Here is a 15,077-nt window from a genome sequence, read left to right as displayed (position 1 = left end):
GCTGGGTCATGGCCTCCGGGACGTCCACCCCCTAGCCTGCCGAACACCCGCGCCAGAAAACGGCCCCCAGGAGGATGCGTCATGCGTACCAGGTCCCTCGCTCTGCTCGCCGTCGGATCGGCGCTCGTGCTGCCGGCCCTCACCCCCGGGGCATCGGCCGCCCCGCCCGGTGGCGGACCGGGTGAGGAGCACGCCCGGACCACCGAGGTCCAGGTGCTGGCCCTGAACGACTTCCACGGCCAGCTCCGGCCCCCGGACTCGACGAGCTCGGGCGGTCGCATCGGTGCCACGCCGGCCGGCGGCGCGGAGTACCTGGCGCAGTACGTCCGCAACCTCGAGGCCACGAACCCCCACACCCTCTTCGTGTCGGCCGGGGACCTCATCGGCGCCACACCCCTCGTGTCGGCGATCTTCCACGACGAGCCGTCCATCGAGGCCATGAACCTCATGGGCCTGGACTACAACGGCGTGGGCAACCACGAGTTCGACGAAGGGCCGGAGGAGCTCGTCCGGATGCAGGAGGGCGGCTGCCACCCCGTCGAGGGCTGCTTCGGTGGTGACGGCTTCGCGGGTGCGGACTTCGACTTCCTGGCCGCCAACGTGACCTACAAGGACACCGGCGAGACCATCTTCCCGCCGTATGCCATCCACCAGTTCCCGGGCGTCAAGGTCGCCGTCGTCGGGATGACGCTCGAGGGCACGCCCAACATCGTCACCGCCGCGGCCACCGAGAACCTCGACTTCCACGACGAGGCGGACTCGGTCAACGCCCTCGTCCCCGTCCTCAAGAAGGCGGGCGTCGAGACGATCGTCGTGCTGCTCCACGAGGGTGGCAGCGCAGGAGTGTCGCTCAACGAGACCACGGTCAACTCCTGCGCCAACCCCACGGGTGCGGGCGTGGAGGTCATCAAGCGGTTCAACCCCGAGATCGACCTCGTCGTCACGGGCCACACGAACTGGGCCCTCAACTGCCCGGACCTCGCCGGGACGGGGATCATGGTGACCGGCGCCGCGTCGGCGGGCCGCGTCGTCACCGACATCGACCTCTCGATCAGCCGGGCGACGAAGGAGGTCGTGTCGGCGAGCATCAACAACGTCATCGTGCGACGCGACGTCTTCACGCCGGCGGAGGACCTCACGGCCCTCATCGCCAAGTACGGCGAGATCGCCGCCCCGACCGAGAACAGGGAGATCGGCACGGCGTCGGCACCCCTCACCCGGGCGCAGAACAGCCTCGGTGAGTCGTCGCTCGGCGACATCATCGCCGACGCCCAGCTCTGGGCGACGTCCGGGACCGGGTGGCCGGCCGGGAACGGCGCACCCGCGGTCATCTCGTTCATGAACTCCGGCGGCATCAGGTCGGACATCAACGCCGGCCCGATCACCTACGGCGAGGCCTTCACGGTCCAGCCCTTCGCCAACGTCCTCGTGACCATGGACCTCACGGGCGCGGACATCGAGGCCGTGCTGGAGCAGCAGTTCACGGGCGGCAACGGGGTGCTCCAGATCCCGGCCTCGCTCACCTACGACCGCTCGCTGAGCGCAGCGCCGGGTGACCGCATCTCGAACGTCCGCATCAACGGCGTGGCGCTCGACCCCGCGGCGACCTACCGCGTCACGGTGAACAACTTCCTCGCCGACGGCGGTGACGGCTACAGCGTGTTCCGGGACGGCACCAACCGGTTCGTCGGCGAGATCGACCTCGACGCCTTCGCCCGGTACGTCGAGCACCTCGGGACGGTCAACCCGGGACCGCAGAACCGGATCACGGCCGTCCCCTGAGACGGTCCCTGACCACACCTCGACCCGCAGGGCGCACGTTGGCCCTGCGGGTCGAGTGTTCTCACAGATCGGGTCCTCGGTCTGTGCGCCGAGTGTTACGGACCATTCACACGCCCTGAGGTGCCCCGAAACACCGGGTCGGCAGGGTTCCGACCCATGGACACCACCACCGCCACCGCGGCCCCCGCCGGCCCCGCCCCGGAGGCCACGCTCGTCCCGGCACCTCCCACGACCCCCGAGGGCCGCTGGATCGAGCACTGGGACCCCGAGGACGCCACCTTCTGGCAGTCCACCGGCCGGCGCGTCGCGCGCCGCAACCTCGGCTTCTCCGTCCTCGCCGAGTTCCTCGGGTTCTGCGTCTGGGCCCTGTGGAGCGTCGTCGTGCCGCTCCTGCCCGCCGCCGGCTTCTCGCTGACCCTCAACCAGCAGTTCTGGCTCATCGCGGTGCCGAGCCTCGTCGGGGCAACGGTCCGCATCCCCTACACGTTCGCCGTCCCCATGTTCGGCGGGCGCAACTGGACCGTCATCTCGTCCCTGCTCCTCCTGCTCCCTGCGTCCGCCCTCGCCTGGGTCGTCACCCAGCCGGGCACGCCGTTCGGGGTGCTCCTCCTGTGCGCCGCGCTCGCCGGGTTCGGTGGCGGCAACTTCGCCTCGTCGATGACGAACATCTCGTTCTTCTTCCCCGAGGCCGAGAAGGGGAAGGCGCTGGGGCTCAACGCCGCCGGCGGCAACCTCGGCACCGGCATGGTCCAGATGGTCGTCCCCGCCGTCATCGCCGTCGGCGCCGGCGTGCACCTCGAGCGGGCCGGCCTGGTATTCATCCCCCTCGCGCTGCTGTCCGCCGCGGCCGCGTGGCGCTGGATGGACAACCTCTCCGGCATCCGCGCCGACTACCGGTCGTTCGCCCTCGCGACCCGCAACCCGCACACGTGGGTCATCTCGTTCCTCTACATCGGCACCTTCGGCTCCTTCATCGGGTATGCCGGTGCGTTCCCGACGCTGCTCAAGACCCAGTTCCCCACGGCCCCCCTCGGCCTCGCGTTCCTCGGTGCTCTCATCGGCGCCCTGACCCGCCCGCTCGGTGGGATGGTCGCGGACCGGCTCGGCGGCGCCCGCGTCACCCTCGCCTCGTTCGTCGTCCTCACCGGGGGCGCCCTCGCCGCGATCGAGGGGCTGCAGTCGCGCAGCTTCCCGCTCTTCTTCGGGGCGTTCATGGTGCTGTTCGTCGGCGCCGGCATGGGCAACGGCGCCACCTACCGGATGATCCCCGCGGTGTTCCGGGCCGGGGTGTCCGCGGAGGCCCTCCCCGCGGCCCGCAAGGCCGCCGCCGGGTGCATCGGCATCGCGGGGGCCGTCGGCGCCTACGGCGGCTTCTTCATCCCGCGTGGCTTCGCCATGGCGAAGGACACCTACGGCTCCCTCACCCCCGCCCTCCACGTCTTCGTCGGCGCCTACGTCCTCATGGTCCTCACGACGTATGCCGTGTACCAGCGTCGCGGTGCGGCGCTCGCCGCCGAGACGATCTGAACCCCATGGAGGCCGTTGCCACGCACTGCCCCTACTGCGCCCTGCAGTGCGCGCAGACGCTCACCCCGACTCCGGCCGGGGTGGGCGTCGCCGGCCGGGACTTCCCGACGAACCGGGGAGGCCTGTGCCAGAAGGGATGGACGAGCGCCTCGGTGCTGCGGGCGCCGGACCGGCTCGTCACCCCCCTCGTCCGCGGGGCCGACGGCGAGCTGGGGCCCGCGACCTGGGTGGAGGCCCTCGACCTCGTCGCCCGGCGCTTCTCCGAGATCCGGGCCCGGCACGGTGCCGACGCCGTCGCCGTCTTCGGCGGTGGCGGGCTGACCAACGAGAAGGCGTACCAGCTGGGGAAGTTCGCCCGCATCGCGCTCGGCACCGCGAACATCGACTACAACGGGCGCTTCTGCATGAGCAGCGCCGCTGCCGCGGCGAACCGCTCGCTCGGGGTCGACCGCGGGCTGCCCTTCCCCCTCGCCGACATCGGCGGTGCCGCAGCCGTCCTCCTCCTCGGCAGCAACCTCGCCGAGACGATGCCCCCGGCGGTCGCCCACCTGTCCGGGGCGCGGGCCGCCGGTGGGCTCGTCGTCGTCGACCCCCGGGTCAGCGCCACCGCCACCCTCACCGAGAACGGCCAGGGCCTGCACCTGCAGCCGGTCCCGGGGACCGACCTCGTCGTCCTCCTCGGCCTGCTCCACGTCGTCCTCGCCGAGGGGCTGGCGGACAGGGCCTACGTCGACGAGCGCACGTCCGGGGCCGACGACGCCCGGCGCCTCGCCGCCGCCTGGTGGCCGGAACGCGTCGAGCAGGTGGCCGGCGTCCCGGCCGCCCTGCTCCGCGAGACCGCACGGCTGCTCGCCGCCGCGAGCCCGTCCCGCGGCGGCGCCGGCGCCTACGTGCTCACCGGGCGCGGTGTCGAGCAGTCGGTCCAGGGCACCGCCACGGTGAACGCCGCGATCAACCTCGCCCTCGCCCTGGGCCTGCCGGGCCGGCTCGGCTCCGGCTACGGCGCCGTCACCGGCCAGGGCAACGGCCAGGGCGGCCGCGAGCACGGCCAGAAGTCCGACCAGCTCCCGGGCTACCGGATGATCGACGACCCCGCGGCTCGCGAGCACGTCGCAGCCGTCTGGGGCGTCGACCCCGCCACCATCCCGGGCAGGGGCAGGCCGGCCGTCGAGCTGCTCGACTCGCTGGGCCGCGCCGGAGGACCCCGGGCCCTCCTCGTGCACGGCGCCAACCTGCGCGTCTCGGCGCCCCACTCGACGCACGTCGCCGACCGGCTCGACGCCCTCGACCTGCTCGTCGTCTGCGACGTCGTCCCCTCCGAGACCGCGCAGCGAGCCGACGTCGTCCTGCCCGTGCTCCAGTGGGCGGAGGAGGAGGGCACGATGACCTCGCTCGAGGGCCGCGTCCTGCGCCGCCGAAAGGCGGTCGAGGCGCCGTCCGGGGCGCGCTCCGAGCTGTGGGTCTGGCGTGAGCTGGCCACGCGACTCGGCGCGCCGGGGACGTGGGACACCGACGCGGCGGCGGTCTTCGACGAGCTGGCCCGCGCCAGCGCCGGTGGCCGGGCCGACTACAGCGGCCTGAGCCACGCCCGGCTCGACGCCGAGCCCGACCTGCACTGGCCCTGCCCGGCGACGGAGGGCGAGCCGCACCCGGGCACCCCGCGACTGTTCCTCGACGGGTTCCACACCGCCGACGGGCGGGCCCGCTTCGTCGCGGTCGACGACCGCGGACCGGCCGACGACGTCCGGGCCGACGCGCCGATCCACCTCGTCACCGGGCGGGTGCTCCAGCACTACCAGTCGGGTGCCCAGACCCGACGCGTCGAGGACCTCGTGACGGCCTCGCCCGCCGCCTTCGTCGAGCTGCACCCGGTGCTCGCGGACCGGCACGGCGTCGAGCCCGGGGACCTCGTCACCCTGACGAACGCACGCGGGACGGTCACGGCGGTCGCCCGGATCACCGACGCGATCCGCCCCGACACCGTCTTCATGCCCTTCCACTGGCCGGGCGAGCAGAACGTCAACCGCGTCACCAACGACGCCACCGATCCCGTCTCCGGGATGCCGGAGTTCAAGGTCTGCGCGGTCACCGTGGCCCGCGCCGACCTGCCCGCACACCCGGAGGCGGCAGGGCCGCTCCTCATCACGGAGGTCCCGGCATGAGGCTCGTCGTCATCGGCAACGGCATGGTCGGCTCGCGGTTCGCCGAGGACGTCCTCGCCCGCGACGACGCGGGCAAGTACGACGTCACCGTCATCGGGGACGAGGCCTGCGAGACCTACAACCGCGTCCTGCTCAGCGAGGTCGTCGCGGGTCGGCAGGACCTCGCCGCGATCACCCTCCCGGTCCTGGCGCACCCCCGGCTGAGCGTCCTGCGCGGGGTGAGCGCCGCCGCCATCGACCGCGAGGACCGGGTCGTCGTCACGACGGAGGGCAACCGCCACCGCTACGACCAGCTCGTCCTCGCCACCGGCGCCTCGGCCCGCATCCCCCCACTGGAAGGCCTGGGTCTGGGCAGCGGGGCGCTCCCCCTCGGCGTGCACGCCCTGCGCAGCATCGACGACGCCCGCGAGATCGTCGCGGCCACCCTCAACTCCCGGCGCGCGGTCGTCCTCGGTGCCGGTGTCCTGGGCGTCGAGGCGGCGAGCGGGCTGGCCCAGCGGGGCTGCCCGGTGACGATCATCCACCCGGCGGACGCCCTCATGGAGCGCCAGCTCGACGTCTCGGCGAGCACCGTGCTCGTCGGCGCGATGCCCGGGTTCGGCATCCACCCGCGCGTCGGCGTGGGCGCCGAGGCGGCGATCGTCGCGAACGGCCGCCTCACCGGCATCCGGCTCACCGGCGGCGAGGTCGTCGAGTCCGACCTCCTCGTCGTCGCGACGGGGACGGTGGCCAACACCTCCCTCGCCGCCGCCGCAGGCCTGGCGTGCGAGCGCGGCATCGTCACCGACGCCGGCAGCGCCACCGCCGACGGCCGCATCTTCGCGATCGGGGACTGCGCCCAGCCACCGGGAGGCGGCACCGGGCTCGTCGCGCAGGGGTGGGACCAGGCCCGCGCCCTCGCCGAGCGACTCACCGGCACCGTGGCTCGCGGCCGCGCCGGCGGGGCCGGGGCGAGCGACGTCGTCCGGGTCAAGGCGCACGGTCTCGACGTCGTGACGATGGGCGTCTGCGGCGGCTCACGACCCACCGACCCCGAGCAGCGCACCCTCAGCCTGTCCGACCCCGCGGCCGGCCGCCACATCGAGGTGGTCGTCGAGGGCGACCGCCTCGTCGGCGCCACGTGCATCGGCGCGGGACAGGTGGCGGCCGACCTCGTCGCCGCCTACACCCGGCGCACCCCGGTGCCACGGGACCCGGCCCACCTGCTGCTCGCGACGCTCTCGAGCGCGCCTCCCGCCCCGTCGAGCCCGGGCGACCTGGCTGACGACGCCGCCGTCTGCCGCTGCAACAGCGTGACCAAGGCCGACGTCGCGCGGGCCCACTCGCGCGGCGCGCACTCCGTCGCCGAGGTCGCCCGCGAGACCCGCGCCACGACCGGGTGCGGCGGGTGCAAGGACGAGGTCTGCGGGCTGCTCGCCTGGCTGGGCTCGCGTGACGAGGCTCGCCTCACCGCGACCGCCGCACCGGTGTGAGAACCGTTTTACGCAGGGGAAACAGGGGGACGACCGTCCCGAAACCCCGCGTCCCTAGCGTTCCACCCATGCCCCAGGGATCCCCGACACAGCAGCTCGTCGTCATCGGCGGCGGCATGGTCGCGCGCCGCCTCATCGATGCGCTCCGCTCGCGCGACGAGGCGGGCACGTGGGAGGTCACCCTCCTCTGCGAGGAGCCGCGCGCGCCCTACGACCGCGTCGCCCTCACGTCGTACTTCACCGGCCGCCACCCCGAGGACCTCGCCCTCGGCGGCCAGGACCTGTGGGACGACCCCCTCGTCACGCTGCGTCGGGGGGTCAGGGCCGACCGGATCGACCGCGACGCACGGACGGTGACGACCAGCGGCGGCGCCGTCCTGCCCTACGACGCGCTCGTGCTGGCCACCGGCTCGTATGCCGCCGTGCCCCCCGTCCCCGGGAAGGACCTGCGTGGGGCGTTCGTCTACCGCACCATCGACGACGTCGCCGACCTGCGCGCCTTCGTCGAGAAACGGCGTGGTGAGCTCGACCGTCCCGTCCGCGGCGCGGTCGTCGGCGGGGGCCTGCTCGGCCTCGAGGCGGCCGGCGCGCTCACGGCGCTGGACATGGAGTCCACCGTCGTCGAGTTCGCCCCGCGGCTCATGCCGCTCCAGGTCGACGACGGCGGCGGCGCGGCGCTCAAGCGGCTCATCGAGGCCCTCGGCGTCCGCGTCCGGACGTCGACCGCCACGTCGAAGATCGTCGGTGACCGCGGTGCGGTCTCGCGGATGGAGTTCGGCGAGGGTCCCGCCCTCGACGTCGACGTCGTCATCTTCGCGGTGGGCGTCCGGCCCCGCGACGAGCTGGCCCGTGACTGTGGGCTGGAGGTGGGCGAGCGCGGAGGGGTGCTCGTCGACGACGCCTGTGCCACGGCCGACCCGGCGGTCTGGGCGATCGGTGAGGTCGCCAACATCGGTGGTCGCTGCCTCGGGCTCGTCGCCCCCGGCTACACGATGGCCGAGATCGTCGCCGACCGGCTCCTGGGCGGCGCCGGCACCTTCCCCGGTGCGGACCTGTCGACCAAGCTCAAGCTCCTCGGGGTCGACGTCGCGAGCTTCGGCGACGCGTTCGCCCAGGAGCCCGGCGGGCTCGAGGTCGTCATCTCCGACCCGGTCGCCGGCGTCTACAAGAAGCTCGTCATGAGCGACGACGCCCGGACCCTGCGCGGCGGCATCCTCGTCGGTGACGCGAGCGCCTACGCCGCGCTGCGCCCGATGGTGGGCCGGGAGCTGGGAGGTGACCCGGCGGCATACCTGCTTCCCGAGGGCTCCGGTCCGGCCCCGGTGGGCGACCTGCCCGACGACGCGACCGTGTGCTCCTGCAACAACGTCTCGGCGGGTGCGGTGCGCTGCGCGGTGACCGAGGGCGGGTGCACCGACCTCGGGGGCGTCAAGGCCTGCACCCGCGCCGGGACGAGCTGTGGCTCCTGCCTGCCGCTCGTCAAGCGGCTCGTCACGACCGAGCTGGAGCGGTCGGGCATCGAGGTGAGCAACGCGCTCTGCGAGCACTTCGAGCTGTCACGCGCGCAGCTGTTCGACGTCGTCCGGGTCCAGGGCCTCACGACGTTCAGCGAGATCATCGCGGCCCACGGCCGGGGACGCGGGTGCGACATCTGCAAGCCGGTCATCGGCTCGATCCTCGCCTCGCTCGGCACCGGTCACATCCTCGAGGGCGAGCGCGCGACGCTGCAGGACACCAACGACCACGTCATGGCCAACCTCCAGAAGGACGGGTCCTACTCCGTCGTCCCGCGCATCCCCGGTGGCGAGATCACGCCCGAGGGCCTCATCGTCATCGGCGAGGTCGCGAAGGACTTCGGCCTCTACACCAAGATCACCGGCGGCCAGCGGATCGACCTCTTCGGCGCCCGGATCGAGCAGCTGCCACAGATCTGGAAACGACTGGTGGACAACGGTTTCGAGTCCGGGCACGCCTACGGGAAGTCGCTGCGCACGGTCAAGTCGTGCGTCGGGTCGACGTGGTGCCGCTACGGGGTGCAGGACTCGGTCGGCCTCGCCATCGCCCTCGAGCTCCGCTACCGCGGCCTCCGCTCGCCGCACAAGATCAAGCTCGGCGTCTCGGGGTGTGCGCGCGAGTGCGCCGAGGCGCGCGGCAAGGACGTCGGCGTCATCGCCACCGACAACGGCTGGAACCTCTACGTCGGCGGCAACGGCGGCTTCACCCCGAGGCACGCGCAGCTCCTCGCCGAGGACCTCGACACCGAGACGCTCGTCCGGGCCATCGACCGGTTCCTCATGTTCTACGTCCGGACCGCCGACCGACTGCAGCGCACGGCGGCGTGGGTCGAGGACCACGAGGGCGGCCTGGAGTCCATCCGCTCCGTCGTCATCGACGACAGCCTCGGGATCGGCGCCGACCTCGACGCCGCGATGGCGGGCCACGTCGACGGCTACGAGGACGAGTGGGCGGCGGCCCTCGCCGACCCCGAGAAACTGCGCCGCTTCGGGTCGTTCGTCAACGCGCCCGACCGGGCCGACGACTCGTTCGCCTACGTCGCCGAGCGCGGCCAGCCCCGCCCCGCCACCCCGGAGGAGCGCACGAGCGGTGTGCTCATCGCCGGCACTACCCTGGAGGTTCGCCGATGACCGTCGACGTCGTGACGGAGGAGCCCGGGCTCGCCCTGCCCGGGTGGGTCGCCGTCTGCCGGGTGGGGGACCTCTCCCCCGAGCGCGGTGCCGCGGCCCTCGTGGGCGGCGAACAGCTCGCCCTCTTCCGCACCCACACCGACGACGTGTATGCCGTCCAGCAGCTCGACCCGTTCTCCGGCGCCCACGTGATGTCGCGCGGGATCGTCGGCTCGCGCGGTGACGCCCCGACCGTCGCCTCACCGATGTACAAGCAGGTGTTCGACCTGCGCACCGGCGAGTGCCTCGACCCCGCGGGGCGCGAGCCGCAGCCACTGCGCACCTGGGCCACGGACGTCCGCGACGGCGTCGTCCACGTCTCGCGGCACGAGGTCGCGGCATGAGCACCCTGCTCGGCGTCGACCTCGTCGGCCGGGTCGTGCTCGTGGCCGGAGGAGGACCCGTCGCCGCCACCAAGGCGGCCGCCCTCGTCGCCGACGGCGCACTGGTGCACGTCGTGTCCCCGATCGCCTGCGAGGCCCTGCTCGACCTCGTCGAGGAGCCGACCGTGACCTGGAGCCGGCGCGAGGTCCGGCTCGACGACGTGGCCGGCACGTGGTTCGTCGTGGCGGCCACCGGTGACTCCCGCACCGACCGCGAGCTCTGTGCCAGAGCCACCGACGAGCGCGTCTTCAGCGTGTGCGCCGGCGCCGCCGCCGACGGGACGGCCCGCAACCCGGCCGTCGCCGACCACGCCGGCGTGCGGGTGGGTGTGGTGTCGCTCGGGCGTCCCGACCCCGCCCGGGTCGTGTCCGTCCGCGACGCGCTGGCCCTGCACCTGGCGACGGGCGACCTCGACCTGCGCCAGCGCCGCCGCCGCCCGGGTGCTCCCGGACGGGTCGTCCTCGTCGGCGGCGGACCGGGGGCCACCGACCTGCTCACCGTGCGCGGCCGACGGGCCCTGGCCGAGGCGGACGTCGTCGTCACCGACCGGCTGGGCCCCACCGGGGTGCTGCGCACGCTGCCCACGAGCGTCGAGGTCATCGACGTCGGCAAGACCCCCGGCCACCACCCCGTCCCGCAGCACGAGATCAACCGGATCCTCGTCGAGCAGGCCCAGCGCGGCCGGACCGTGGTCCGGCTCAAGGGCGGTGACCCGTTCGTCTACGGTCGTGGCGGCGAGGAGGTGCTCGCCTGCCGCGCGGCCGGGATCGCGGTCGAGGTCGTGCCCGGCGTGAGCTCGGCGCTGAGCGCGCCGGCCGCGGCCGGCATACCCCTGACGCACCGCGGCACCGTCGCCGCGATCCACGTGGTGAGCGGGCACGAGCCCGTCGACCCCTCGGCCCTGGCCGTCGTCGCGGCGGAGCGGGCGACCCTCGTCGTCCTCATGGGCGTCTCGGCCCTCGCGGACCACGTGCGCGACCTGCGCGCGGCCGGCGCGGCGGACGACCTGCCGGTCGCGATCGTCGAGGACGCGACCACCGCGACTCAGCGCGTCACCACGGCCACCCTCAGGGACGTGTCCGCGGTGGCCGACACGGCCGGGGTGCGCTCCCCCGCCGTCATCGTGGTGGGACGGGTCGCCGACCCCTCGCTGCTCCTCCCCACCGGCGTCGCGGCCGGGGACACCCGGTGACCGGCCGGACTCCCCCGGCGCTGGGCCAGGTCATGGCGGGGTGCGTCGTCCTCGTCACGGCCGACCGCCGCTCCGGCGAGCTCGCCTCCGCCCTGACCCGTCGCGGCGCCAGCGTCCGCCACGCCCCGGCCCTGACGATCGTGCCCCACGAGCACGACGAGGAGCTCGTCCTGGCGACGACGCAGCTCATCACGAGACCACCGGACGTCGTCGTGGTGACGACCGGGATCGGGCTGCGCGGCTGGATCGAGGCCGCCGACGCCGCCGGACACGCGGACGAGCTGCTCGGCGTCCTCGGCCGGGCGCGGATCGTCGCGCGCGGCCCGAAGGCACGTGGGGCGATCCAGGCCGCGGGGCTCACCGCCGACTGGGTCGCAGAGTCGGAGACGTCCGCCGAGATCCTCGAGCTGCTCCTCGACGAGGGGGTGTCCGGGCTGCGGGTCGCGGTCCAGCACCACGGGGCCGGCGCCGACGGGCTCGACACCGAGCTCGCGGCCGCGGGAGCCGACGTCGCGAGCCTCGTCGTGTACCGCTGGGGCCCGACGCCGGACCCGGTGGCCCTGGCCGCCTCGGTGCGCGACGCCGCGGCCGGCGAGATCGACGCCGTCGTCTTCACGTCGGCCCCCGGCGCGCACGCCTGGCTCGCCGCCGCCGACGCCGAGGGGGCGCTCGACGGGATCGTCGCCCGGCACCGGTCGGGGTGCCTTGTGGCTGCCGCCGTGGGACCGATCACGGCCCTTCCGCTGCAGGAGAGGGGCATCGAGCCGATCGTCCCCGACCGCGGCCGGCTCGGCGCCCTCGTGCGCCGGCTCGTGCACCACTACGAGGCCGCCCAGTCCACGGCGGTCGCCACGGCGACCGGTCACCTCCAGGTCCGCCGCACCGTCGCGCTGCTCGACGGCCACGTCCTCCCGTTGTCACCGAGCGGGCTCGAGGTGCTGCGCCTCCTCGTCGACGCCGGTGGCGACGTCGTGTCACGCGGCGAGGTCCTGCGCGTCCTGCCCGGCGACTCCACCGACCCGCACGCCGCCGAGGTGGCCGTCGGCCGTCTGCGCGACGCCGGAGGACGCGCGCTGGTCCAGACCGTCGTCAAGCGCGGCTACCGGCTCGCCCGTGCCTGACCCGTGCCTGACCCGTGCCGTGCCCTGCCGACCCGCCCCGGCGGGCCGGCACGGGTTCGCCCGACCCCGCTACCCGGCCGCGCCACGGTCCTACGCTGGACGTGAGCGACGCCGTCGGCGTGCGACGTGCGCGCCCGCAGGAGGAACCACATGCCCGCATCCGCACCCGCCAAGCCCTCCAAGCCACCGCCGTGGTTCGTCCACCTGGCCTGGCGGGTGCACCGAGGCCTCCACCGACTGAGCGGCGGGCGCTTCCTCTGGACTCCCTCCAACAAGCGCGGCTGGGGCGCCCTCCGCCTCACCGCCACCGGCCGGCGCTCGGGCCGGGAACGCGAGGTCATCCTCGGCTACATCGAGGACGGTGACGACCTCGTCACGCTGGCGATGAACGGCTGGGACGAGGGCCACCCGGCGTGGTGGCTCAACCTGCTGGCCCACCCGGAGGCCACCGTGCGCCTCACCGGCGTCGAGGAGCCGGTCACCGTTCGCGCACACGCGGCGCAGGGCGCCGACCACGAGCGCCTGTGGGCGCGCTGGCGCGCGGTGGACCCGGAGCTGGACGCCCGCGTCGCGCACCGCACGACCCCGACCCCGGTGGTCGTGCTCACGCCCGTGCGCTGACGTGGTGCCGTGGTCGTGAGCGCTCGGCTCAGCAGACCTCCTGCGGTTCACGGTCCGGGAGGTAGGTGCGCCACTCGCCCGCGGTGAGCGAACGGCCGGCCATCCGGCACGCGGCCGCGACCCACCCCTGCTCGTCGAGGGCCCACGTGGACGTCCTGCCGGACCCGCCGGCCAGCAGCAGTGACGAGGCGCCGGGTCCGTAGCCCGCCACCCCGTCGTCCCCGACCGTCACCGCCCCGAGGAAGGCGCCGGTCCGGCCGTCCCAGCGACCGAGCCGACCCGACGCGGCGACCGCCACCTCGGTCCCGTCCCCGTTGAACGACGCGCTCCAGCCGGCGAAGGGGTGCCGTGCGGTCGGTGCGGCGATCCACCGACCCGTGTCGACGGCATACAGGCCGACCTCGCCCTCCCGGGTGGTGACCGCGAGGCGGGAGCCGTCCGGTGAGTAGGCCGCCCCGAACACCTCGTGGCCGATGTCGAGGCGGTCGGCCGTCCCGCGGTCCACGTCGACGAGCCAGGTGCCCCGGCCGTCGACCGCCGTGAGGACCTGGTCGGACCGGGGCCGCGGGATGAGCGAGGACAGTGCCCCCTCCCCGCCGACGAGCGCCGCGACGTCCAGGGCCTCCCGTTCCGGCTCCAGCGTCCGTGCGTCGAGCACGTGCATCCGTCCGGTCGTCGTCCCGACGAGCAGCCGGCCGTCCGCGGTGAAGGCGCCGTACGACGCGATCTCGTCGACGGGCAGGTCGCGGGTCGCGAGCCGGTCCCCCGTCGCGGAGTCCCAGACACCGACGGCGTCGTCGCCCGTCGTCACGCTGACGAGGCGTCCGTCCGGACTCCAGGCACCGTCGACGTAGTTCGTCGCGTCCTGGCCGACGGCGACCTCGTGCTGCACCGCTCCCGATGCCGAGTCCACGATCGTGAGGACCGGATCCGGCGCCGTCGAGACGTGCAGGACGCGCCGCCCGTCGGGCGAGACCCTGGCCAAGCCGGGGTCGTCGGAGCCCCCGACGGAGCGCCGGAGGATCCCCTGGGTGCCGGTGAGGTCCCACGCGTGGAGGAGCCCGTCGAACTGGGCGGTGTATGCCGTCCGCCCACCCTCGCCGAAGACCACCCAGCTCCCGGCGTCCGGCTGGTCGAGCAGCTCCGTGGGTGGCGCGTCCGAGGGGACGTCCCAGACGAGGAGTGCCTCGCCCGCCGATGCGAGGCGCGAGCCCGAGCCGGAGAAGGACACGCCGCCGGGGTCCCCGGGGGTGGGAAGGACGGCGAGGCGCGCGTTCGTGGCGGTGGCGACGAGGACGACCTGCCGGTCGGCCGCGACCGCGATCTGTGCCCCGTCGGCGGAGAGGGCGACCGAGCCGCCGAGCTCGCCGGCGCCGAGGTCCGCACCGGTGAGCACCCGCCGCGCGCGCCCGGTCCCGACGTCGGTGACGCGCAGCCGCCCCTCCCCGACCGAGTAGAGCGTCGTCCCGTCGGCCGAGGGGGTCGGGTCGCCGGACTGCGGCCCGAGGTCGAGCAGCGCGACGGGGGTCGCGGGTCGGTCCAGGTCCCACAGTCCGACGAGCGGCGCTCCTCCCGCCCGGTCGAGGAAGGTCGCCGCCAGCCACCGCCCGTCGGGGGTGAGGGTGAGGTCCTGCTGGACGTAGCGACGTTCCGGCATCCCGCCGGGCTGCGCGGCGGCGACGGATCCGTCGGCGTCGAGGAGGACGACGGCGCCGTGTGGTCGGCCGGGCCCGAGCAGCTCGCTCATGACGGACACGGCGACGACCACCCCGTCGGCGCTGGCCACGACCGCGGGGCCCCTCAGCTCGGGTCGCTCGGAGACGAGCGCGAGCGTGTCGAGCGACCGCAGCTCGAGGGCGCGCTCCGGCGCCTGGGTGACCAGCCTCCCGCCGGCCTCGCTCACGGCGAGGCTCGTCGTCCGCGCCACCCGCTCCGTCCGGAGCAGCGCCGGCGCCCGGTCGAGAGCGGCGAGGAGGTTCGCCCGGGTGTCGCTCGACGCCTCGAGCTGCCACCCCGCCACCCCGAGGAGGAGGGCGGTGTCGACGTCGCCGGCCCGCAGCGCCTCGGCCCCGAGCAGCCGCGCGTCCGCCGAGGTGGCGCTGGCCTCGGCCCGTCGGGACGCGGACGTCGCC

At 74.4% G+C, this 15,077-nt stretch carries 10 protein-coding genes; 9 read left to right on the top strand and 1 reads right to left on the bottom strand.

The annotated features are described in order from the left end of the window. Window positions 1–81: 81 nt before the first annotated feature. The 9 genes from N801_RS05920 (at window position 82) to N801_RS05880 (ending at window position 12,945) form a co-directional block, all read left to right on the top strand. On the top strand, window positions 82–1,782 hold the full coding sequence (locus N801_RS05920; RefSeq protein ID WP_035934817.1) for a bifunctional metallophosphatase/5'-nucleotidase: 1,701 nt from the start codon (window positions 82–84) through the stop codon (window positions 1,780–1,782). A gap of 156 nt (window positions 1,783–1,938) precedes the next feature. Next, window positions 1,939–3,309 (top strand): MFS transporter, encoded by a 1,371-nt coding sequence (locus tag N801_RS05915; protein ID WP_035934815.1) that lies wholly within the window; start codon window positions 1,939–1,941, stop codon window positions 3,307–3,309. Between the two features lie 5 nt (window positions 3,310–3,314). Next, entirely contained in the window at window positions 3,315–5,471 is a 2,157-nt protein-coding gene (locus tag N801_RS05910; RefSeq protein ID WP_052112661.1) for a molybdopterin oxidoreductase family protein, read from the top strand. After that, a complete protein-coding gene (locus N801_RS05905) occupies window positions 5,468–6,943 on the top strand; it encodes an FAD-dependent oxidoreductase (RefSeq protein WP_035934813.1) in 1,476 nt (491 codons plus the stop codon). Before N801_RS05910 ends, N801_RS05905 begins: the two co-directional genes overlap by 4 nt. Before the next feature lie 68 nt (window positions 6,944–7,011). Beyond that, the gene (gene nirB / locus N801_RS05900) at window positions 7,012–9,588 is read left to right on the top strand and encodes a nitrite reductase large subunit NirB (RefSeq protein ID WP_035934810.1); all 2,577 of its coding nucleotides are present in this window, start codon (window positions 7,012–7,014) and stop codon (window positions 9,586–9,588) included. Further along, window positions 9,585–9,971 (top strand): nitrite reductase small subunit NirD, encoded by a 387-nt coding sequence (nirD, locus tag N801_RS05895; RefSeq protein ID WP_035934807.1) that lies wholly within the window; start codon window positions 9,585–9,587, stop codon window positions 9,969–9,971. Before nirB ends, nirD begins: the two co-directional genes overlap by 4 nt. Further along, window positions 9,968–11,203 (top strand): uroporphyrinogen-III C-methyltransferase, encoded by a 1,236-nt coding sequence (gene cobA, locus N801_RS05890; RefSeq protein WP_035934805.1) that lies wholly within the window; start codon window positions 9,968–9,970, stop codon window positions 11,201–11,203. Before nirD ends, cobA begins: the two co-directional genes overlap by 4 nt. A 32-nt stretch (window positions 11,204–11,235) precedes the next feature. After that, window positions 11,236–12,324 (top strand): uroporphyrinogen-III synthase, encoded by a 1,089-nt coding sequence (locus N801_RS05885; RefSeq protein WP_035934947.1) that lies wholly within the window; start codon window positions 11,236–11,238, stop codon window positions 12,322–12,324. A 150-nt stretch (window positions 12,325–12,474) separates the two neighbouring features. Next, window positions 12,475–12,945, top strand: a complete 471-nt coding sequence (locus N801_RS05880; protein WP_035934803.1) for a nitroreductase/quinone reductase family protein — start codon at window positions 12,475–12,477, stop codon at window positions 12,943–12,945. 28 nt (window positions 12,946–12,973) lie between these two features. On the opposite strand, the gene N801_RS20950 is transcribed toward N801_RS05880, so the two are convergent. Further along, window positions 12,974–15,077 (bottom strand): WD40 repeat domain-containing protein (locus tag N801_RS20950; RefSeq protein ID WP_169744208.1); only part of this gene is annotated, 2,104 nt, incomplete at its 5' end.

It is taken from the genome of Knoellia aerolata DSM 18566, assembly GCF_000768695.1.
In the GTDB taxonomy this organism is placed as follows: domain Bacteria; phylum Actinomycetota; class Actinomycetes; order Actinomycetales; family Dermatophilaceae; genus Knoellia; species Knoellia aerolata.
This window is presented reverse-complemented; position numbering and strand designations above follow the sequence as displayed.

Coding starts and splice junctions, on each gene's coding strand:
- N801_RS05920 (WP_035934817.1), top strand. CDS start 82: ATGCGTACCAGGTCCCTCGCTCTGCTCGCCGTCGGATCGGCGCTCGTG.
- N801_RS05915 (WP_035934815.1), top strand. CDS start 1,939: ATGGACACCACCACCGCCACCGCGGCCCCCGCCGGCCCCGCCCCGGAG.
- N801_RS05910 (WP_052112661.1), top strand. CDS start 3,315: ATGGAGGCCGTTGCCACGCACTGCCCCTACTGCGCCCTGCAGTGCGCG.
- N801_RS05905 (WP_035934813.1), top strand. CDS start 5,468: ATGAGGCTCGTCGTCATCGGCAACGGCATGGTCGGCTCGCGGTTCGCC.
- nirB (WP_035934810.1), top strand. CDS start 7,012: ATGCCCCAGGGATCCCCGACACAGCAGCTCGTCGTCATCGGCGGCGGC.
- nirD (WP_035934807.1), top strand. CDS start 9,585: ATGACCGTCGACGTCGTGACGGAGGAGCCCGGGCTCGCCCTGCCCGGG.
- cobA (WP_035934805.1), top strand. CDS start 9,968: ATGAGCACCCTGCTCGGCGTCGACCTCGTCGGCCGGGTCGTGCTCGTG.
- N801_RS05885 (WP_035934947.1), top strand. CDS start 11,236: ATGGCGGGGTGCGTCGTCCTCGTCACGGCCGACCGCCGCTCCGGCGAG.
- N801_RS05880 (WP_035934803.1), top strand. CDS start 12,475: ATGCCCGCATCCGCACCCGCCAAGCCCTCCAAGCCACCGCCGTGGTTC.